Source organism: Legionella impletisoli, assembly GCF_900639875.1.
Classification (GTDB): domain Bacteria; phylum Pseudomonadota; class Gammaproteobacteria; order Legionellales; family Legionellaceae; genus Legionella_A; species Legionella_A impletisoli.
The window spans coordinates 15,995-38,140 of the sequence record NZ_CAAAIA010000011.1 but is presented as its reverse complement, the minus strand read 5'-3'; the positions used below and the strand labels follow the sequence as shown (position 1 = coordinate 38,140).

Genomic DNA, 22,146 nt, shown 5'->3' with positions numbered 1-22,146 from the left:
CGAAGGGATGCAAGCGATAAAAAGCTCATGTCGAACGGATGTTATTTATAAACGAGTTCTTAAACAATTCCGTTACCTTTTGTTGAGAAAGAGGGCGTGAAAAATAGTATCCCTGCAATCCATTACAATGTTGTTCCTTTAAAAAATCGACTTGTTGCTCTGTTTCAACACCTTCTGCAATCACTTCAAAATCCATCCGATTAGCCATGGCGATCATGGCTTTAATAACAAGCTCATCGTTTTCATCTTTCGTAATATTTTTTATAAAGGAAGAATCAATTTTAATTCCATCGACTTTCAGGTCGCGCAAATAATTTAAACTAGAATGCGCTCTACCAAAATCATCGATTACAATTTTAAATCCTTGTGATTTTAAATCTTTAATTTTTTCGCAGACATCACGATGGACCAAAAGCGTATTTTCAGTGATTTCTATATTAATAAATTTCGGATCAATGCCATGTTTTTTAATAATTCTTGTCATGTTATTGACAAAATCGTAATGTCTTATCTGTCGTAATGAAATATTTACAGCGATAGAAACCGGAGGTAAACCGAGTTTAATCCAAGCACAATGTTGTCGACAGGCTTCTTCAACCACCCATTCACCTATGGGGGTAATGAGCCCAGTTAGTTCTGCAGTTGGTATAAAATTCATAGGTAAGATTTCATCTTTTTCAGGATGTCGCCATCGAATCAAGGCCTCAGCAGATTTTAAAATGTGTTGATTTGAACTAAATTGAGGTTGATAGACTAAATAGAATTCATTTCGCTTTAATGCCTGCTGAAGTTGTGCTTCCAGTTGATATCGTTGTCTCGATTGTTTGCTTAATGAATCGCTGTAAAAACGAAATTGGTCCCCACCACGCTCTTTGGCATAGTACATTGCCACATCCGCACTATTTAATAATTGTTTGCTTGTTTTACCATCATTAGGATAGATAGCTATACCAATACTTGTTCTTATTTGAATCACCTTTCCGTTGATAGTAAATGGTTTTTGAAATGCATCAACTAATTTATGTGCTATCGAAACGATATCATCTTTGGATTTTAATGACGATGGAATAATAATAAACTCATCACCCCCAAATCTTGCGAAGGTATCGCTTGATCGGATTAACTTTGAAATCCGCTTCACTACTGCGCATAATAAACGGTCGCCATAAGCGTGCGTTAGACTATCGTTAACTAATTTGAACCGGTCCAAATCCAAAAAGAGTAAAGCAAAACGTTCATTGTGACGTCGATGCGTTTCAAGGTAATGATTTAAACGATCAAAGAGCAGTATCCTATTAGGAAGTTTAGTAAGCGCATCGTGTGTTGCCTGATAAGCAAGCTTATGCTCCATTTGAACTCGTTCAGTAATATCTTGAAATACCCACAATCTTCCCGCGGTCGACTGATCCATGCTATAAGGTTTAGAAAGACATTCTATTATGATGCCGTTTTTTAATTGGCATCGCTCCTTACCAGAAATCTCAGGATCCTGTTTCATGCCGTTAACAAACCGCAAAAAGGTAAGTGGTTTTGAAAGTTTTGCCATGAGGCTAGTTAAGAGCTCTCGTGTCGTCATCGCCTTGATGATCTGTTGGTTTAAATCCCATATTTGAATAAACTGAGAATTATACGTAACAAGATTGCCTTTTAAGTCTACAACCAAAAGTCCTGAACTACTGGTTTCAATAGCCGCTTTTAAGAGCGAACGAGATTGATGGCGTAATGAAACATCATCACCGAGTATCTGATTGATAAGCTTGTAATATTCTTTTGCATCTCGCTCCATTATCCATTTTTTTGCCATCACACGAATGACTTGTTGCAATGCCTGTTTATCGTATGGCTCTCTAAGCGCGACGACGTTATCGTTAAATCCTGAAGGAAAAGAATATTTAAAAAAATCTTTCAAATCATCGGTATAAACAATAAGCGAAAGTTTTTCATCCAGCTGTAGGGCTTGTTTTATGAAGTTGGATTTTGATAGGTTAGATTGATCTTTTTCTGCCAACACAACCAGTAAAAAGGAGTGCTTATTGACTAAATTTTTTTTGATTTTAGCGAGCGCTTTAGAGTTGGTTGATGTGTGATCCACACTAAATACAGGACGAAGTCGAGAGGTTGAATTGTTTTCAAATTCGAAAAAATTTTTTCCCGCTGTTGTTGTATCCTTACCAATAATAAGAATACGAAAATCAACCTCTTCCATTGATTGCCTCATGTACAATTATTGCATGACCCAAGGATAGATACTAAATAAAAGAATTAGGCATAATAGAGATTATAGTATATGGTCAAAATTAAGCAGGAAGCTAAATCAGAGGCTAAATCAGAACTTTTTAAGGATAAAAAACACAAGAATCTAATGAATCAGTGCAAGCATACCCCCCAAGCTCTTCATGCCATTGATACTCTGTACGATCAGGACGTTTTACTCGCACAGGCCACCAAATTGAATAATTTCCTAAGGAGTTTTGATAAGTACATATAACACCAACGGTCATCCCAGCGAGTAAGATATTAGCGCGCGCAAATCGAGTGCCTTCTTCTCCCTGAGGTGGAGCAGAGAAAGGATTTATCTGCCATGGAGATGGCACTTCTCCCCAAGCCAATGAAGATGTCTCTGGATGAGGACAAATCGCTGCATGCGCTGGAATCAATAGAATGAAGCTAATGATTGTCGCAACATAACGATACATACACATACCACACCTCAAACCCTATTCATGTATTCTTAAAATATATTAAACAATACCATTATTTAATGAAAACACCAATGATGAGGGGTCAGGTATCAGGTATCAGGTATCAGGTATCAGAGCTCAGACTCCTGACTCCAGACTCCTGCTGACTCCTGACCCCTGACCCCTGACTCCTGCCCCCTGCCTACCGCTAAACTTTTTTTAAATACCCATTGTGTAACGAAGACACTTTGTTATAATGAGCGCCTGTGCCGGGGTGGCGGAATTGGTAGACGCGCCGGATTCAAAATCCGGTGGTGGTGACACCGTGTGGGTTCGAGTCCCACCCTCGGTACCAACCTATTTTTTACAATTAAACTGAGCCGCGCTCGTTAGGGAGTGCTCGAAACAAAATGCATAGCCAAGAGTATCTTTCCTGCTGCTCCATCAACTTACACTCTGAATCTAACAAAACCCTAAATGAATTTAAACTGTAAGAACGCTTGCTTACGCGCGCGGCCCAATGGCTCGCTGGATCATGGATGCGTAGAAAGCGTTTTTTCTAATGGTTGATTTTTGAAGTTTGATGTTTCTTCAATTTGAACGAGATGCCGGATTTTAATCAAAAACGGAATAAAGGCTAAAGCAAGAATAACAGAAATCTGATATAACCCGACCCAGCCAAAAAAGGAATAAAGATAAGCAGCGATTGGTCCTGAAAAAATTCTTGGAATCGTTGAAAGTGCTGCTAAAATAGAGAATTGTGTTGCTGTGAATCGTTTGTCAACCACTTTCATAATTAAAGCCACCAGAGCAGTTGACCCCATTCCCGTAGTGAAATTATCACAAACCACCGCGAGTGCAAACACGGTTACATTTTTTCCTACAATAGCTAATGCAACAAATAATGTGTTGGCTATCGCTTGAAGAAGACCAAACGTCATTAACGCACGGTACAACGACCATCGGATCATTAAAAGTCCTGCAATCAATCCACCCAAGAGAATCGCTACAACCCCCATAATTTTATTCACGTAACCAATTGTATCTAAAGAAAAGCCTATTCCCTGAATTAAAAATGGCATCACAATTCCACTGGTGGTCGCTGTAAACGCTTCACCAAGCTTATACAATAATATGAATACAATCAGCGAAACAACGCCTTTCCGGGCAAACAATTCTTTCAAAGGTGCTGTAAAGGACTGGGCCAGTGTTGTGTTTTTATCCATTGAGGTGGATGGCTCAGAACTCCAAAGCGTTGCCATCATACCAATAATCATCAAAAATCCCATTAAGCGATAAGCAAACGCCCAACCAAATTTTTGTGCGATAATGAGCGCTAATCCTCCTGAAACCAACAGTGCAATTCGATAACCAAATACAGCAAACGAAGCTCCTAACGCATACCGGTTTGGTGGAAGGTATTCCGTACGATGCGCTTCAATAGCCATGTCTTGGGTCGCTGAGGTACAAGCAAGAAACATAGCAATAAGCGCCAAACTGTAGGCGTGAGTAAGCGGCGTAAACCAAGCCATGAGGTTAAAGCCCAAGAGCAACATCATTTGAGTGGCTAAGATCCAACTGCGGCGCTTACCTAAAGAACATAACGTATATCGGTCTAACAGCGGCCCCCAAATGACACGATAAAGATACGGAAGGCCAATCAAGCTTAACATGCCTGTCGCCATAACCGACATACCTGACTCAGCAAACCAAGCTTGTAATGTGCTACTGACTAAAGATAATGGCAGACCAGAAGAAAACCCTAAAATAAAGACAATAAGAAGACGTTTATTCATTTTATTTGTTGTTTGATCGACATTACTGCCATTGAATTAGAAAACCATGGATTGCATGGCAGTGAATTTAACCCTCTCCCATTTATGAGAGAGGGATTTTCGTGTTCTTTGCAAACACGAGTGACCGGTTTTTTAAAAAATTTATTTTTTAACAGAAACTAAATGAATTTTGAAAATCAACGTTTCATTAGGTCCAATTGGGCCACCCACGCTGCGAGAGCCATAGGCTAAATCAGAGGGTACATAAATTTCCCAAGTCGCACCTTCTTGCATTAACTGTAAGGCTTCAGTCCAACCTGGAATCACTTGCGATAATTTAAAGGTGGCGGGTTTACCTGTTTTTTCAGTGCTATCAAATACTTCGCCATTAATTAAGCGACCGGTATATTCTACAGTCACGGTGTCTTCTTTGTCAGGTTTAGGACCAGAACCAGCATTTAATACTTTATATTGCAAACCACTAGGTAAAGTCACCACGCCTTCTTTGGCTTTATTTTCCTTTAAAAAGGATTCGCCTTTTTCTTTATTTTCTTCTGCTTTTTTATTGAACTCAGCGGTGCGCTTTTCCATTAAGTCTTTTTGAAATTTAGTCAACACTTCTTTCATTTGTTGATCGGTTAACAATTGCTTCCCACCATTCATGCCGTCTTTCATGCCTAGAGCTAATGCTTCAGGGTTAACTTCGATGCCTTGGCGTTTAAAATTTTTGCCAAGATCAATACCAATACTATAAGACAACTTATCCTGTTCGGTCTTTAAGGCTTTTGTATCGTTTGCAGCCATGGTTGTCGTCATAGCAACACTCATCATAGCAGCAGCGACCAGTTTCATCTTCATAAATTATTCCCCTTTGTCTTCCATAAGAAACATGCAAAAAAGATAGCTATAGGTATAAACAGAGGGGTTCATACCTAAGCGATGCCTTGCTATTCTGCCTAAAACAAATGAGAATTACTAGAGTGAATCTTTAATCAACTGAAATCACGTTGCATCAGGTCATGTTTTAAGTCATCCAGCATACGTTGATCTTGAAGCTTATTCATTAAAGCATCACCCCTCGCTAACATATCATGAACTAGAAGAGTAAGATGCGTTGGAATCGCTGATGCATGTTGTCGCAATGTATCTACCAGAGTTTTCAATTGTCTTATTGCTTCATTACGTTCCAGTTGGCTCAGTTGAGTTGCCCCAACCAAATTACGGCCGAGCGTCATTAATTCATTCAGTTTTTTCCTATTTTTGGGAAGAAGCAGACTCGCTTGCGTTAACCGACTTGAAAACCACTTAAATCGATGATCATCAGGATTGAGCTTTTCATCGTTATGGTCGTCTAATCCAGCCAGTAATTTTTCAGTAAGCATTGATATTTCGAGCATGCCTTGATGTTGTAATAGAGGCAGTCGATCCACTGCATGTAAATCTGAAGCGATATGTCGAATCACCATATCTTGCATCTGGTTCAAGGTGTTTAGATAACGACTTTTCCCCCCTCGATTGAGCTTAAACCACCCTCTCGTTTGATTGATCTTAAAATCTTCATCTATAGCTCGAACTTTGGCGTCAAAAATTGCTTGAAGAACTAATTCATAACGAGTTTCAATGCCTTGATTTGGTTGGATTAAAATCGCATCGATCGCTTGTTGAAGATCTTCAGCTTCTATCTTTCGGTGCTGAGCTTTAAACCAAGTGCCTTGATACGAACTCAACAGAGATTTTACCTCTTGGCCCATACGTGCCACTTGATTATCTGTTTCTTTTAGTTGAAGCGTTGATGAACCTATCACTTCAAATTCATTCGCAAGTTGCATCAATCTAGATTCTTGTTCGAAACTAAGATCTCTTACCTTAGCTTTGCGAGGCTTAACGGGATTCGAATCCAGAATAGTTTGCGCCTGGATTAAATACCTATTATATCCTGCTTGCAGTAACGCTTCATTTTGTGGTGCACCAATAGGCTGAATAGCATCGGTTTCATATCCTTCTGGCATATCATGAATGAACACTCCCTGCTGCAGCATATGCATGAATATTATGCGTTGATCTCGTTCATCCCGTGATTCATCCGATGCAAAGGAAAGAATACGGTTAAACTCCGGCTCATCAAAGACTTGTTTCAGTTCATTTCCAACTCTTAACGATGCATCATAAAAATCTCTCATCACCTTTCTAATTTTTTCAGATTCTTTTAAAGAGGCTCTCTGCCCAAGATAAAGAGCAGCGTTATCAAATAATACCCCTGGTGTACCAGTTGTTTTAAATGAATCAACCACATGCTTAATCACCGCTTCATTTTTGTCCCTAAAACGCGCTAATCCCTGTAGCAATACTTCAAGAGAATACTCAGGATGGTGTTCGTGGTAATCGACTGCTTGTTTTATTCCTTGGTGCAACAAACGAATCTTTTCTAAAGTGAGATTTGTATCAGCCAAATAATTTAGATATTGTTCAAATGCTTTTGGATATTTCTGAAACAACGCTTCGAAATGTTCCATTGCTTCTAACATGATGACAAACCTCTCGTTATCTAAAGATTTCAATTGTTCCAGAGTTGCTGTTCGGTTTAATTGATCGACTTCCTCATCCAACAGATGATACAGTTTAGATAACAACTCTATACGTTTCGTAAAGGTTTCTGTCTTTTTACTCTTAGAGCAGTCCATAGCGTTAACCATTTGCCAGAGAAATTCAATTTGATTCTTATGGTTTAAAAGTTGCTCATTTGATAGGGTAATTAACATACTTAACATGATTTCAAACCAAGATTTTCCAGCGAGTTTCATGCACCAATCTAATGATTCACTGACATCACTAATTTGACCAAAGGGTTGACCTAAAATGTTCCAAAGCTCAATAAGAGATTTTTGGTACTGCCCTTGGCCACCTTTATTCCACCACTCCGTTGTTTTCTTAACCAAGCGAGCGAATACATCCCAATCTCGGCCTTCCTCAAACTGTTCCATTGTACGGCAGAAAGAAAGTAAGAAAGGTAAACGCTCTTCTTTTGAAAAGCCCTCAAAAACCCAAGTCTCCCATTTTGTTAACATTCGAACACGTTGGTCGATGGTTCCTGCAATTGCCTGTTCAATTTGGATTAACACCTCTTCATAAGGGCACGCATCAAAGTCTACCGTTTTTGCAATATTACCAATCGTATTGAAGTACTGGATTGGCATTGGTTTAGCTTGAGTAAACTGTAAGGTTAACCGTGAACGGGGGGTTTCTGCTAAAAGCTTATCAAGCTGAAGTAAATAATCTCCTCCCCAATGCCATTGTTGCCAAGGCGTTAAGCGATTGAGATAATCCAACACCGGTGCTATTTCTACCATACGACTCTCCATGCTCAATAAGCCTGCTTGTCGTAGCCGTTGAATAGCAAGTGTTTGCAACTCTGGGATTAATCCCTCGAGTTTAGCCATGATGCTAAGCTTTGTAGCTTCTGAGACATCAATAAAGAACTGAGCAAACTCAATTTCATCACGCGCAAATTCTTCAACGGTTTGAAAAGCCTCTGAAGGCGATACTATATGAGCAACGGTAAGTTCTAGCTTTTGTAAAAATTCTATTCTCGAGGTACAACGCGAAATCCTTTTTGCAAATCGCTGCAATGCACCATGTTGTTCCAAAATACTCATCCTTTCAGGAACATGTTCCATCCCTGAACTATCTGACAAGCGTGATAGAACCCCACAAATAGAAGCCACAGCACGATCCGTCTCTGTTGATGGATTCGGTTTTTTGGCAAGTACGAGCTTAATCGGCTGTGCCTGATGTTCTGCCAGGTCAAAAGATACTACTGAAGTTTGGGTAGCGTCTGCATAGGCTTGATGAAATTCCCGAGTCTTATTGAGAATGCTCGCATGAACTCTTCTAATTTTATCATCTGGAGTTTCATCACGACTTGATATATCAATCCACTCTTTTTCCAAGACTTTGAGCATACGGCTAAATCGGGTTGTTAGACTATATCTCAGCGATGGTTCTTTAACCTGACCAAGAATTTCCATGCCCCAGCTGGATAATTGAGCAATAGCTCGACGATATCCTTGATTTGCTGCGTTTTGCAAACTAAAAGTAAACTCGCGCAAGGCCATAACCCGTTGGAAACATTGTTCATCCTCATTGTCTCCGATCGCATCGGCCAAGGCCGCTCTAATACCGGCATGCGCTGCTGGATAATGTAGTTCTAATAATTGTAGAAGCCGCTCTTCTTCCATTCGTAAATCTTCACGAAGATAAAATTGGAAAACCTCCCCTTCTTCGCCATTCCGACCTGTTCGACCACCTTTTTGTAATAAATCATTTAAATCATTAACATCAAAAAGGAATACGGCTTCTACACCAACATTATCCCCTCGTCCAAAGCCTGAAGCAGCAAGGCCAATTCCTCGTTGTTTTTTGCCTCCATGCCAGTGTTCCATCTGAACTTTGTCTTCCAGAACTTCAGCAGGACTTCGATGTTCTTCATTTGTAAAGAAGATAAATTGCTGCTCGAGCTCTTCTTGTGAAAAATGAGGCTGTAAAGCCTGTTTTAGCAATTCAACTTGTTTATCATTTTTACAAGAGAATAAGAACGATTTATTTTGGGCTATGCATTGTTTAATTTGGGTAACTACGTCAGCCAGTCTTTCATCAGCTGAGTTGTAAAACTTAGGTTTATTCCAAAACCGCAAATCGCGTTGATTCGTAGGCACATGCAAGACTTCCGTTGCATATTCTAGATTCAGCGTCTTTGCTTGAGCAGCGGAAATGGTGCCAGAAAAACCTTCCCAGCGTCCCCAAAGCTGTTTCATACGCTGACTAACTACTTGAGAGCTAATAATGTGGCTTTCTGGGTGAATATGGAAGTTTTGTGGCTCATCTTTAAGCCTTGCTTCGGTATTCAAACGAACCGCTAATAACTGATGAACCCCCGCGCTATAAGTGGAGCCAAACATGGTCTGGTTATCTGCAGAAAGCGGTATCACTTCACGCATTGGATATGATTCAGCTTCATCACCCATGTGGATTTCAACTTCGCGAACGGTGAATTCTATGCCCCAATTTAACTCGTGCGCTTCATGGGCGGATTGCAACCATTGTACTAATTGTAACGGCTCATTAAGTAATCGAAATACGAAACTTTGCCTATCTTCGTTTTCATCTGCCGCTTCTAGTAAATAGTGACTGAGCAATTTAAGCGTTTCAGAATGAATACGACCCTCATCAACCAAAGCGTCTTTATTGGCAAGATAAAAAGCATTAATGGCTTGATAAAACCAAGTCATTTGTTTTGGGGTGGCACCCGTCGGTCTTGCGTAGTTGTATTCGGTTTTACGCCCTTCTTCAAAGACAATGAAATCAAATTCATCAAATAAAGCCACGCGTTGGTTACGATCGATTTCAATCGGCTCACCTGCATAACTTTGTTCATCTAAGAAAAGCGATATATCTCCCGCTGTGGAGTAACGAACTTGGCTGTTAACGTATTCTTCACGGTTTGATTTGGGGTGAATATAAGCGGTGCGTATATCAAGATAATCGAAAAATGATTGATAATCCTCGATTAAATCGCGCTGGGCTAAGGTTCTCTTAGCAGTGCACACATCCACTTCTTTACCTTGTCCCACGTTTCGAGCCGCACGCATCGCCACTAAGTGACTTTTGCCTTCTCCGGTTGCAAATTGAAGAACGCGGGTTGGAACATCCACGCAAACATCATTAGCAATCAATGAAAATTGTTGAGCTAAATGAGGGTATTTACGGGTGGTTCGGGCTAATGCTTCAAAAATAATAGCCCAAACTTGTGCACGTAAGGCATCATCATCTGGATTAGCAAGCGATGCTTGTGACAACCTTTTAAACGCCTCTCTGATTTCTGTTTGAGTCATTCTTGTAACGGGCTTATCAAATCCACGGATTTGTTCATAACCCGATTCAAGGTGTTTTAAATGCGCGAAAATTAAAGTCAATCGCGTGGCATGTTCTGCACTTAAGGACTGTCTCGCATGTTCAGCACTAACCTTAGTGTCTGTCATCATGCGTTGCAAATCTTCCTCGCGTGTGGATGCAACATCACCGTAATCAGAACGAGGCTCAGGAAACGGTTTGCTTAAAAAAGCATTCAATGCATCTGGTAGATTAATCTCCCCAGAAGAAACGGATTTAATGAGACGCAGTAAATCATCGGCCCCAGGTGATGGTTGCTGTGGATAAGTATTTGCAATTAAATGAAGATCCGAGAGGGATAAATCCATCAAACGTTCAATTAATTTAGCCCCTTTTCGCTTATATTCAGAATTATAGGTCTCAGTATCCTTCAAACCTTGCCTTAACGTACTAAATGCCAGAATATGAAGCATTAACGCTTGTTGTTCAGATCCCTCTTCGAATTTAGAGCGAATTTTATCCAGTAGCGCTTCTGAGCCTTCTCGTTCACTTAACGCTTTTAACCATAGAGTAGACATGGCTGGCCAATCCCTTGCAACCGATTCATTCCCGGGGTGTTGCAATAACCAACGACTTTTTTCAAAGCGAAGTTCAAGCTCATGAAATGTTTTAGAAGTCGAAAGCATATTCAACGCAAAACCACGACAATCAACAAATGCGTTGTTAGCAAACACCGCCATCATTTCATGCACTAATGCAATACTGCCTTGCCAGTCAAATTCTTTTAGCGCTATCTTGCATAAAATCGTTTGTTGAGCACGATTAAACACCGTATTTTTTAAAATGGCTTGAATGGGTGCTACCAATAGAACCGGAAATGATTTTTCGATGCCGTCAATTGGCTTAGGCGCAATCGTATGCTCTTCTAGAGCCGCTTTTAATAAGGATATAGGATAAGCTGTTTGATCATTATCAGGCTGGAATGCACGCAGCATTTCATAAAAATAGCTTGCACTCCAATATTTCCCGTTTTCAGTTTTTTCTAACGTTGAAAGCAGCGGTTCGATTTCATTTAAGTACGTGCGATTTAACTGCAATCGCTTCAAGAAACGAATGATCGGCATCAGAGATTCTTGTGCTCCCCCTTGTACAGGAACTGCTATATGCGCCTGTAAAAATCGCCATAACCGTTCTTCGTGATCGATGAAAAAGCCAAGATCAGCAGGGCCGTCTTGCTCTTTGGTCGTTAATGCACGAAACTCACCCGTTTTAGAGTACTTAAATTGAATCCCACGCTCATTGAATGTTTCAATCAAAGAAATACGATGCCTTGCTGTATGCGCCAAGTCGGAACACATTGCTGTAATGCATTGCATCAAGCTTTCCCAATTTAACGGATCGGTTAACGCTTGCAGTTCACTGGTAGCATAATCAACCGATAAAAGTTGGGTAAACAATAATTTAAGTTCTAGTTGCACCACTGGTGGTAACATTTGGGTTTGTTCCAAATAGGATTGCAACTGTTCTTGCTCTACACCAAACAATACAGCGAGTTTGAGGCTCTGATAAAACATCCCCTCTGGATACCCCTCGGGCTTTTGGGTGTTTTGCTCCCATAGACGAACAACAGCCCCACAGGCATCAAAACGATTGGAATGATGCAAAATGGTTATCGCCTCCAGAATAGCTCCGTTGGGATGTTTTCTTAATAAATCACGGGATAATAGTCCTGTAGCTTCAAGTCGAATCACGGCTTCTAAGCTGATGGCTAAAGACTTATGACCTAAACCATAAACGGCATGGTGCAAATGGCTTGCAACCATCGCTTGATAAGACTTGGAAACAGCATTTAAAGACTGAAGTACATCGTCTAGCGCATCCATTCTATAATCCGTATGCAATAACCACATAAGCTGATGTCTTGAAGGCTCTAAACCATCGCCCAAAACGTCCTTTAAGGTATCAAATGCTTGTGCATTAAACCGCGATTGCGAAGCTAATGCGCGTTGCATATTAAGTGGTGCAACACTTCCCCTCCAATCATATAAATTGGCTAAATCAGGAGCATAAGTTGGTGTGCCTTGATAAAAATCATGTAATTCTAGTGTTGGCTCAAAAAACTTAAATCGCTCATGCTGCAACGCATAATGCACCCCACCATGCGTTAAATCCATGCGAGCTAAGTTCTTTAAAAAGGCTTGCTGCAATAAAAGCCCTGGAATAACTTTAAGGCTAGTCAGGATGCGATCCATTGATACCAGCATATTTCCAGGTTCAAGGTCGTCAAATTCATTGCCTTCTAATTCCAATCCGAGTTCTGCAATTTCAGCAGCAAAATACTCAAAACCATGCCAAAGCGTTTCAGTTTTTTCAAAGCCTAGCGATTGAATGTGCTTTGTAAAAATTGTCTGCCATGCTTGTTTTAGTCCTGATGCATGCTGAGATTTTAATTTTTCAATCATGTCATCCATGGCGGTAAACCATTCAACTGACATGAAACAATTAAAATTATCACTTGATCTTAAAAGATGCTCTTCAAATACCTCGAAAAATTCACGTCCCAAGGCCAATTCAATTTGGTTCAACTTAGCTAAGAAATACCGAACGCCATCAATACCAAATCGATAATAAACTTGTCCTAAAGCGCGCAAATTTTTGGCATCGAATCGGTGGCTTAGATACCACTCGCGAAGTTCAGGTGATAAATTGGCCAGCAATAACTGGGTCGCCTCTTCAAGCGACAACACTAAATCCGCTTCATCAGTTCGTAAAAATTGCTCAATGCCATCGCGACCTAAATGCTGCCAAGTTTGCAAAAAAATGAGCCAGTGACGTTTCACTTTTTCTTTATTTTGTTCGATTTTTCTTAAAAGTGGGTCGGTTTTAAAACTGCTAAAAAGACCCGATGTTTTAGGAAAATAGGTGGCTACAAATTGATTATAATCTTCATCATAATTTGATTTAGGAGGCTGTAATAACGCAAACAATAAAATTTGATTTAAATCTTCTCGATCTAATAGAGCACTCGATACTGATAAATATTTATCAATATTGAATAATTTAAAATCACCCTTCCAACGCTCAGCTACCGGAAGAGGGGCAAATAAATTGATGGTTAATGGGGTAGGCGTTATGCTGTAAGAAAACTCCGGGCTGTAACATAGAACGAGTATGCCATCTTTTGAACGTTGAGTATAAAACCCTTTAGGTAAATTATCTGGATTGAGTCCTGAAGTAAGGCGCCTGTGCCTTCTTAACAACTCCTTTGCTGCTTCAAGCGTCATTTTTTGAATGACTTCACGTGCAGGAACTTCTGGATTAGCGTTTATCCAAGTGTGAAAATACCCTTGTAATAGAGTTTCGCTATCTGATATTAGCGTTGCAGCGCGTTCGAAAACCTCATGTTCAGTAGCGTATTCCCTATAGAAATCACCTAAAAGTTCATCAATATTACGGTAATCCACCAAGGTCATACTTAAGGCATGGTCCAACTGATTCACAACCATCCGTTGTTGTTCTTTTTGAATTTGGCGTGCTTGTTGGATTTGTTGCTGTTGTTGCAGTTGAAGTTGAACCGCACCCCCTCGTTTCAAAGGCCATGGTCCCAACCCATTCAAACGACTTAAGTCATATTCCAGTTCTTGAGGAGCCTCATCTAGTGAATCCTGAAGAACTTCATAACCTTCATGAACGGCTTCGCTCTCTTCTGGAGCAGAAAAATCGCTGGCTTCTTTAATGTTTTTCAGTATCTTTTGCGAAGGAATTCTTTGACGATTGATTAAAATAATATCATTGAGTAAACCATACAGTTGACGTAACTCGCGGTCTTCGTCACGAACGCAATGCTTATCTTCTAATTCTGGAATGGAAATAATGCTTGTCCACGTTTCACTTTGCGCGCGTTGAATTAACAATCTTAAAAAAATATAAAATTCACCACGGTGCTGAAGACTATTGGTAAAAGTAATTTTTTCAAACGACTCTAGATGGTTTAATTCACCTAACAAGTCTAATAACGTATCGTTATTTCCGGGCTGATAGCCAAGACCTAACTCACTGTAGGGAAAATAATTTCGTCTCTGTAAATGTTGAAGCAACAAAGTAAAATAAGGTTGATAATCTTCTGCGGGGCATGTGGCAAAAAAAGCAGGCTTTAATGCTCCATAGAGAGTTTGTAACGTCTCATGTTCAACTTCATCGCTTAAAAAGCTTAAAACATGCTCTAACCCTTTCACACTCATCTCAAGAACACAGCGCTTGAATCGTTCATTTTCTTGCTTGGGGAGTAACACATCTGGATTAGCTTTCAGATGTATAATCCAATAGCGAGCAGCTTGTTTCCAATAATCATCACTCATGGGCGGCAAATAACCATTAGCCTGTAACCAGCGATTTCTCGCGAAAATAGGTAATAGTTGTTTTCGAACTTGCTCAAGAGAAGCATTATTTTCTGGGTTAAGTAACTCAGCCACATAGGCGTTATTCCCCATAAACCGAACAATCGTTCGCTGATCGGCCAGAGATAAACTATATTTTTTAGGCAAGTGAATCTCTAATTTCGCCTTCTTAGCCTGCGAACGGAACACGGTCAATACCATTGCACCAGCTTTAGATGAGGAGGTTGGAGATAAGTGCTCAGTATCTTGAAAATTTTTATTTATAAATCCCCAATCCACTGAATAAGAATGTCCATGCATTGAATAATTAGACTTTAACATGCCCCAAATACCATCTAAGTCTTCTGGAACATTTAAACGAACCGTTTGGTCATCAGGCTCAGTTAATATTCTTTCGAGACTATCAGGCGATATTGGAGTATGCATCATGGCCGCATCTAACGCTAATGAGAAGCTACGGGCATTAAGATGCGTTTGAGAGCTTCTAACTTGCTCGTATGCTTGAAAAGTTCCTCGTTTTTTATAGTAATAAAGAGCGGCACGAACTAAATCATTTGCTCCGTAGGCTTGGGCTGTATGATCACCAAGAATAGCGGCTCGAGTAAAAGGATAAATACTATGAGTCTGATCTAACGCCAATACACTTGCCTCTACCATCACAAATGCATGCTCTTTAGTATCAAAATAACCCAAATTACTCTGCATAAAAGTAAATTCTTCAACCATTGCATAATAATCTGAATGGCGTGTTAGCGCACACCCTGAACGTTTAACTACATCATTTATCCAAGCCAATGCAGTTAAACCGGTTGAGTAAGAAAAATCAGCTGTACCACCCAAATAATTTATGGATGAAGTGCCCAGTTTGCTCTCTAGCGCTAATTTCTCATCTTCAGTCAAAAGCGCCTCACAGAAAAGCTCAATGGGCTCTTTTGTATGATTTATGACCCCCCATTTAGGAAGGTTTTTAGGATCATCGGTGAGATTAACTAAAATAATCTTTGAATCATGGCTTTTAAGATGATGGGCTAAATTGCGAACATGACATACAGAATAAGTAATACTACTCCTAGCCTTCGACTGCATCCAAGCGGCTGTGCGAACCATATCTAAATAGGTCAAGGAATCATGAGGGGTCAATGTACTCGTTAGAAGTTTTTCTCGCCAACCAATTTGGTGGGATTGAACCCGCTCTAATCGGGGAACAAAAATATAGTTCGTAATGAGAAGTTGATGAATTTTCATTCCATTTGCTAGCAACCGAGATAACTTTAGCTCAACTTCTTGTGCAGTATATAAGCCTTTTAATTCTAACATGCACTGTTGAAACAAGTTCCAATAACTTCCTGAAGTTTTACCTTGCTTAACCAATTCATTGAGTACATCTAATTGGAAAAGATCACCAAAATTTTTCTCTAAAACTTCTGCAATCACTTCAAAATTATCAAAACCGAAATGAGCGTTTAACTGGGGGAAGCTTTCTGAATACATAATCACCTTCTTTCGCTAATGCAGATTAGGGGTTAAACAATACTTATCCAGGGCATTTAAAACCCACACTGCTCATCATTTAGGCTCGACAGTTTATCAAACTAACTTGGAGTTTACAATATTTTCATTTAGTATATTTATTGGCCATGCTATCTGTGAATTACACTAAGTCCATATTCACCAAAGACAAATTGACTAGCACACGAAGTTTGATACCATGTGAAAAAATCTATTAAGCTCAATTTTCCATGCATGACCAATCTCCGGTATTAACTGTCACTGAGCTCAATCGCCATATCCGATCGTTATTAGAATACGAGGTGGGAAATGTATGGGTAGAGGGCGAAGTATCTAACTTGAGTAGACCTAGTTCAGGCCATTTTTACTTTACTTTAAAGGATGCTACAGCCCAGCTTCGTTGCGTTTATTTTCGCAGCCGCCATGCAACCGGATTAAAGGCGCTTGAAAATGGGATGCGGCTTATTGCCAAAGGAACTTTAAGCATTTACGAGGCGCGTGGGGATTTCCAACTGATTGTTGAGTCCCTAAAAGAAGCAGGCATCGGGGATTTGTATCGGCAATTTGAGTTGTTAAAAGCAAAACTGCAAACTTTAGGCCTATTTGAACCCGCTCGTAAAAAATCTATTCCTTTATTTCCAGATGTTATCGGAATTATTACATCTGCAACCGGCGCAGCCCTAAAGGATGTTTTAACAACGCTGTCTCGCCGCTTTCCTTTAGCGTCTGTGAAATTGTATGCCTCCGAAGTACAAGGTAAACAAGCGCCCTCTCAATTAATGAAACAATTGACCCAAGCCAATGTGGATAAACAATGCGATGTCTTGTTATTAGTCCGTGGCGGTGGAAGTATTGAAGATTTATGGGCCTTTAATGATGAACAGCTAGCCTATGCTATTTCAAAGAGCACGATACCTATTGTTTGCGGCGTGGGGCACGAAACAGATTTTACGATAGCTGATTTTGTAGCGGATTTAAGAGCTGCCACCCCCACTGCTGCTGCGGAGTCGGTCACACCTAATCGGGATGATTTAATAGCCCTAGTGCATACCTTAAAAATGCAATTGATTCGTGCTATCTCGCGTGATTTGAACCATAAAAGATTTATGCTTAACCATCAAATTCAAACACTTGTCTCACCCAGGCAAATGATTTTAAGACACTGGCAGACTTTGGATTATCTGTACAGTCATTTACTGCGCATTATGAAATCGATTTTGACTCAAGCTAAGCACCAACATCATATAATAAACGCTCGTCTTGTCGCGCAAAATCCTGCTCGAATTGTGATCGATGCGAAACACCGTTTGCATGCTTTAAAATCAACGCTAGAGCAACAACTGAATTTATCGATTGCAGATAGAAGACAAACCTTAGCGAAGCTCATGGCCACTTTACAAGCCGTTAGTCCTTTGGCGACGTTAGAAAGAGGCTATGCCATTGTCACTCATCAAAATCGAGTGTTGTTCGATAGTTCTCTGGTGGCAATCGGTGAATCCATTAACATCCAGTTAGCCAAAGGAAAGCTTATTGGGGAAGTTCTTGATAAAAAATAGTGGATGGTTATCATGCTTGAACAAATTAATACCAGTCTAGAGTTAATCATCCAACAAACGCAGGTGAATTTAGAGACCTTAGGCATTATTTTGTTAATCCCGTGGACTATGTATTTCATTAGTTTGTTTGAACAGAGGGTTTTACTGCTGGGTATTGTGCCAAGAACCATCCATGGATTAGTGGGTATTCTTTTTGCTCCCTTACTTCATGGGAATTTTAATCATATTTTTTTTAATTCCATACCCTTATTGGTTTTAAGCAATTTCATTTTAATGAATGGGTTACCTTATTTTTTATTAGTAACGCTTTTCATCACGCTTTGCAGCGGTTTTTTACTCTGGTGTTTTGGAAAACCGGGGCTTCATATAGGAGCGAGTGGACTGATTACGGGTTACTGGGCACTCTTGGTGAGCGATATTTATCAACAAGGAACCGTTACTGCCATTATATTAGGAATCATCAGCGCCTATTATTTTGCGGGTATTTTTTTTGGCATTTTTCCGGCTAAGAAAGGTGTTTCCTGGGAAGGTCATTTATTTGGGCTTCTTTCAGGCTTTGCGTTAAGTTATTTAATCAGTCTAGAACCTGGGCTATAATCCTACATTCGACAGTTGAATCTACTTCGTAAAGCTACTGCACTGAATCTTCAGCACTTTAGCTGCTCTCGCAACAATTCAATTGCCGAATTTAGGATAATTTTGGTATCGTGTCACAATCGCCAGGTAAACTCATGCTCCGACGTCCCGCGGCTTGACCGCGGAATCCAGAGATCTCGCTCTGGCATTGGATCGTTGGATCCCGCGGTCAAGCCGCGGGACGTCGGAAATCTAAATTTACCCGGCGATTGTGACAGGGTACAATTTTGTGCTTAATTGTTTTGTAGATGCATCCATGTTTGAATCAATCTTGTTTTTAAAGTCTCATCAATACAACCGTGTTTTTGGGCAGCTTTATGGAAGTGCCTTACCTTTAGCGCTCGCTGAGTTTTGTCAGCAAGAATCTGGAATCAAATTATTAGTGGCTCCAGATAATTTAAGTGCTGCTCAACTTCAAGCGGAGCTCGATTTTTTCTTACCCAAAGATTCAAACCATGAGATTTTGATGTTTCCGGACTGGGAAACATTACCTTATGATCAGTTTTCACCTCATCAAGATATTATCTCGCAACGATTGTATTGTCTAAACCGCCTGCAACATGCCTCAAACGCCATTATTATTAGCGCAGTCAGTACCTTAATGCACCGATTATGCCCTCCGTCCTTTTTAAACCAACACGTGTTCATGCTAAAGCACGGCCAAACTATCCAAGTGGATCATTTTCGGCAGCAGTTGCAACAAGGTGGCTATCATTGCGTCAATAAAGTGCTGGAACATGGCGAATTCGCTATCCGAGGGTCTATATTGGATGTGTTTCCCATGGGTAGTCAAACCCCTTTTCGCATTGAGCTCTTTGATGATGAAATCGAAAGCCTTCGTCGTTTTGAACCAGAATCGCAACGCACGATTGAAAAGATTGAAGAAATTCACATTCTTCCTGCCAGAGAATTTCCCTTAAATGACGAAAGCATCACTTGCTTTCGTAGGGCTTTCCGAGAACAATTCGCAGTCAATCCTAGCAACTGCCCAATTTATGAATCAGTAAGCAATGGACAATTTCCGAGTGGGATTGAATATTATCTGCCTTTATTCTTTTCTGAAACGGCCACTTTGTTTGATTACTTGCCAAGCCAAGCTAGAATTTGCCTTATTGAAAACGCTCATGAGCAAGCGGAGTCCTTTTGGCAGGAAGTCAATGTCCGCTATGCCCAGCGAAGCTACGATGTATCTCGCCCAATTCTTAAGCCTGAACATTGTTTTTTAAACCCAACTGAATGTTTTACCTACGCAAACCAATATAATCCAATACGATGGCAACATAAACCTTCAGAAAAAAAAGGAAGCGTTAACCTCGATATTAACAAAGCGCCAGCTCTACCCGTCGAGCGACAAGCCGAGCAGCCATTAAGCCAGTTAATTGACTATTGTTCAGATCCTTCAAAACGATATTTATTGGTCGTTGAAAGTGCTGGAAGACGCGAAGTTATTCTAGATTTGTTAAAATCCAGTGAGGTTAAACCTAAACCACAAGCCTCCTGGCAAACCTTTCTGGCTGATGATGCCCCTTACAACATCGTGATAGGCCCGCTCAGTTATGGCACTGAGTTACCACAGCTTGCGATTATCGTAGAATCCCAACTCTTTGGTGAGCAAGCGATACCGCAACGTCGTAGCAGCGCAAAATCCGTTGATCCCGACTTAATTATTCGCGATATGGCAGAGTTATCTATTGGCGCTCCCGTTGTGCATTTAGAATTTGGTGTGGGACGTTATCAGGGGCTTAAAACCATTGAAAGCGGTGGAATGGTAAACGAATTTTTAATGCTCTCTTATGCTGGAGAAGATAAAATCTACGTACCAGTCACTTCTTTAAATGTCATTAGTCGCTATACCGGTACGGATAGCGAACATGCCCCACTGCATCGCTTGGGTACAGATCAATGGCAAAAAGCCAAGCACAAAGCTCTTTTGAAAATTCATGATGTTGCCATTGAGCTCTTAGATATCTACGCTAAGCGTGAAGCAAAACCTGGCTTTGTCTATGAGTATTCAGCAAATGACTATCAACGATTTGCCAGCGGCTTTCCTTTTACCGAAACCCCAGATCAAACGCTTGCGATACAACAAATCATTCATGATATGCAATCATCTAGACCTATGGATCGCTTAATCTGTGGTGATGTGGGCTTTGGTAAAACGGAAGTAGCCATGCGGGCTGCATTTTTGGCCGTACAAAATGGCAAACAAGTATGCGTTTTAGTACCAACAACCTTACTAGCCGGCCAACACTTTGAAAATTTCAGGGATCGTTTTGCGGAGTTTCCCATTTATATCGAATTACTATCACGATTTCGCAGCGGAAAAGAATCAGAAAAAGTCATTGCCAATCTTAAAAACGGACAGATTGATATTGTCATCGGCACCCACAAACTCTTTCAAAAAGGCATTGAGTTTCGTGATTTAGGATTGTTGATTATTGATGAAGAACATCGATTTGGCGTAAAACAAAAAGAACACATTAAATCGTTACGAACTAATGTAGATATTTTATCCATGACTGCAACTCCAATTCCCCGCACACTTAACATGGCCATGGCTGGGATCCGAGATATTTCGCTTATTTCCACCCCTCCAGCAAAACGTTTGGCGATTAAAACATTTTGGCAAGAACGAAACGACAGCATTCTTCGTGAAGCCATTTTGCGTGAAATTTTACGTGGCGGACAAGTTTTTTTCTTACACAACAACATCCAAACCATCGATAGAATTCGTCAAGAATTAGAAAGTCTTGTCCCTGAGGCTAAAATTCATACAGCACATGGACAACTGCGTGAACGTGAATTAGAACGAATCATGTCTGATTTTTATCACCATCGCTTCAATGTCTTAGTCTGTACCACCATTATTGAAACGGGTATTGATATACCCACAGCCAATACCATCATCATTGATCGGGCCGATAAATTTGGCCTTGCCCAATTGCATCAATTACGCGGCCGTGTTGGGCGATCACACCATCAGGCTTACGCGTATTTATTAACCCCTTCCAAAGAGCTGTTAACACCCGACGCTGTTAAGCGGCTTGAAGCCCTCGTATCGCTTGAAGATTTAGGCGCGGGCTTCACCTTAGCTACCCATGATCTCGAAATCCGAGGTGCAGGGGAGTTCCTGGGTGAAGAACAAAGTGGCAATATGCACGCCATTGGATTTAATTTGTTTATGGAAATGCTCGATAAAGCCGTTCAGGACTTAAAAGAAGGAAAAACACCTGAGTTATCGGCACCACTTCATCAAGGACCCGAAATTGATTTAAGGATCAGTGCGATTATTCCGGATGATTATATCGGAGACATCCATACCCGTTTAATTATGTATAAGCGCATTGCCAACGCAAAAGACAATCAGCAATTGCGTGAACTACAAATCGAAATGATTGACCGTTTTGGCTTATTACCTTTGCAGGTCAAACATCTTTTTTTAATTACCGATTTGAAATTACTAGCAGATTTGGTGGGTGTAAATCGAATTCAAGCAGTAGATCAACATGGTAAAATCGAGTTTAGCGACCAACCTAATATAGATGCTGGCGTATTAATTAAATTGATTCAAGTGCAATCGGCACGTTATCAAATGGAAGGACCAAACCGCTTGAAATTTAAACTCGATTCTACTTCTCATGAAGAGCGGATCCATGAAATCAAATTGCTTCTAACAAAACTGGTTATTCAACCTAATACTTAATTC

8 protein-coding genes and 1 tRNA gene are annotated in these 22,146 nt (G+C 40.4%); 4 read left to right on the top strand and 5 right to left on the bottom strand.

What is annotated here, in order from left to right; genetic code table 11:
• Positions 1–25: 25 nt before the first annotated feature.
• Both E1O41_RS10570 and E1O41_RS10565 read right to left on the bottom strand, forming a co-directional pair.
• Positions 26–2,206 carry a sensor domain-containing protein gene (locus tag E1O41_RS10570; protein ID WP_165481180.1) on the bottom strand — a complete coding sequence of 727 codons (2,181 nt, stop codon included), beginning with the start codon at positions 2,204–2,206 and terminating at the stop codon, positions 26–28.
• A 130-nt stretch (positions 2,207–2,336) separates the two neighbouring features.
• Positions 2,337–2,696, bottom strand: a complete 360-nt coding sequence (locus E1O41_RS10565; protein ID WP_131777303.1) for a DUF3757 domain-containing protein — start codon at positions 2,694–2,696, stop codon at positions 2,337–2,339.
• Positions 2,697–2,949: 253 nt separating this feature from the next.
• Here E1O41_RS10565 and E1O41_RS10560 point away from each other — a divergent pair.
• A tRNA-Leu gene (locus E1O41_RS10560) sits at positions 2,950–3,036 on the top strand.
• Positions 3,037–3,214: 178 nt separating this feature from the next.
• On the opposite strand, the gene E1O41_RS10555 is transcribed toward E1O41_RS10560, so the two are convergent.
• The 3 genes from E1O41_RS10555 to E1O41_RS10545 form a co-directional block, all read right to left on the bottom strand.
• Complete coding sequence (locus tag E1O41_RS10555) at positions 3,215–4,477, bottom strand: AmpG family muropeptide MFS transporter (protein ID WP_131777302.1); 1,263 nt, start codon at positions 4,475–4,477, stop codon at positions 3,215–3,217.
• 141 nt (positions 4,478–4,618) lie between these two features.
• Entirely contained in the window at positions 4,619–5,314 is a 696-nt protein-coding gene (gene bamJ, locus E1O41_RS10550; RefSeq protein ID WP_131777301.1) for a BamJ family beta-barrel-assembly machinery protein, read from the bottom strand.
• 134 nt (positions 5,315–5,448) lie between these two features.
• The gene (locus E1O41_RS10545; protein ID WP_131777300.1) at positions 5,449–16,230 is read right to left on the bottom strand and encodes a hypothetical protein; all 10,782 of its coding nucleotides are present in this window, start codon (positions 16,228–16,230) and stop codon (positions 5,449–5,451) included.
• A 248-nt stretch (positions 16,231–16,478) separates the two neighbouring features.
• Here E1O41_RS10545 and xseA point away from each other — a divergent pair, with 248 nt between their 5' ends.
• The 3 genes from xseA (at position 16,479) to mfd (ending at position 22,143) form a co-directional block, all read left to right on the top strand.
• Positions 16,479–17,804 carry an exodeoxyribonuclease VII large subunit gene (gene xseA / locus E1O41_RS10540; protein ID WP_131777299.1) on the top strand — a complete coding sequence of 442 codons (1,326 nt, stop codon included), beginning with the start codon at positions 16,479–16,481 and terminating at the stop codon, positions 17,802–17,804.
• Between the two features lie 12 nt (positions 17,805–17,816).
• Positions 17,817–18,401, top strand: a complete 585-nt coding sequence (locus tag E1O41_RS10535; RefSeq protein ID WP_131777298.1) for a rhomboid family intramembrane serine protease — start codon at positions 17,817–17,819, stop codon at positions 18,399–18,401.
• A 295-nt stretch (positions 18,402–18,696) separates the two neighbouring features.
• Positions 18,697–22,143: a transcription-repair coupling factor gene (gene mfd, locus E1O41_RS10530; protein ID WP_131777297.1), complete on the top strand. Its 3,447-nt coding sequence runs from the start codon at positions 18,697–18,699 to the stop codon at positions 22,141–22,143.
• Positions 22,144–22,146 lie beyond the last annotated feature (3 nt).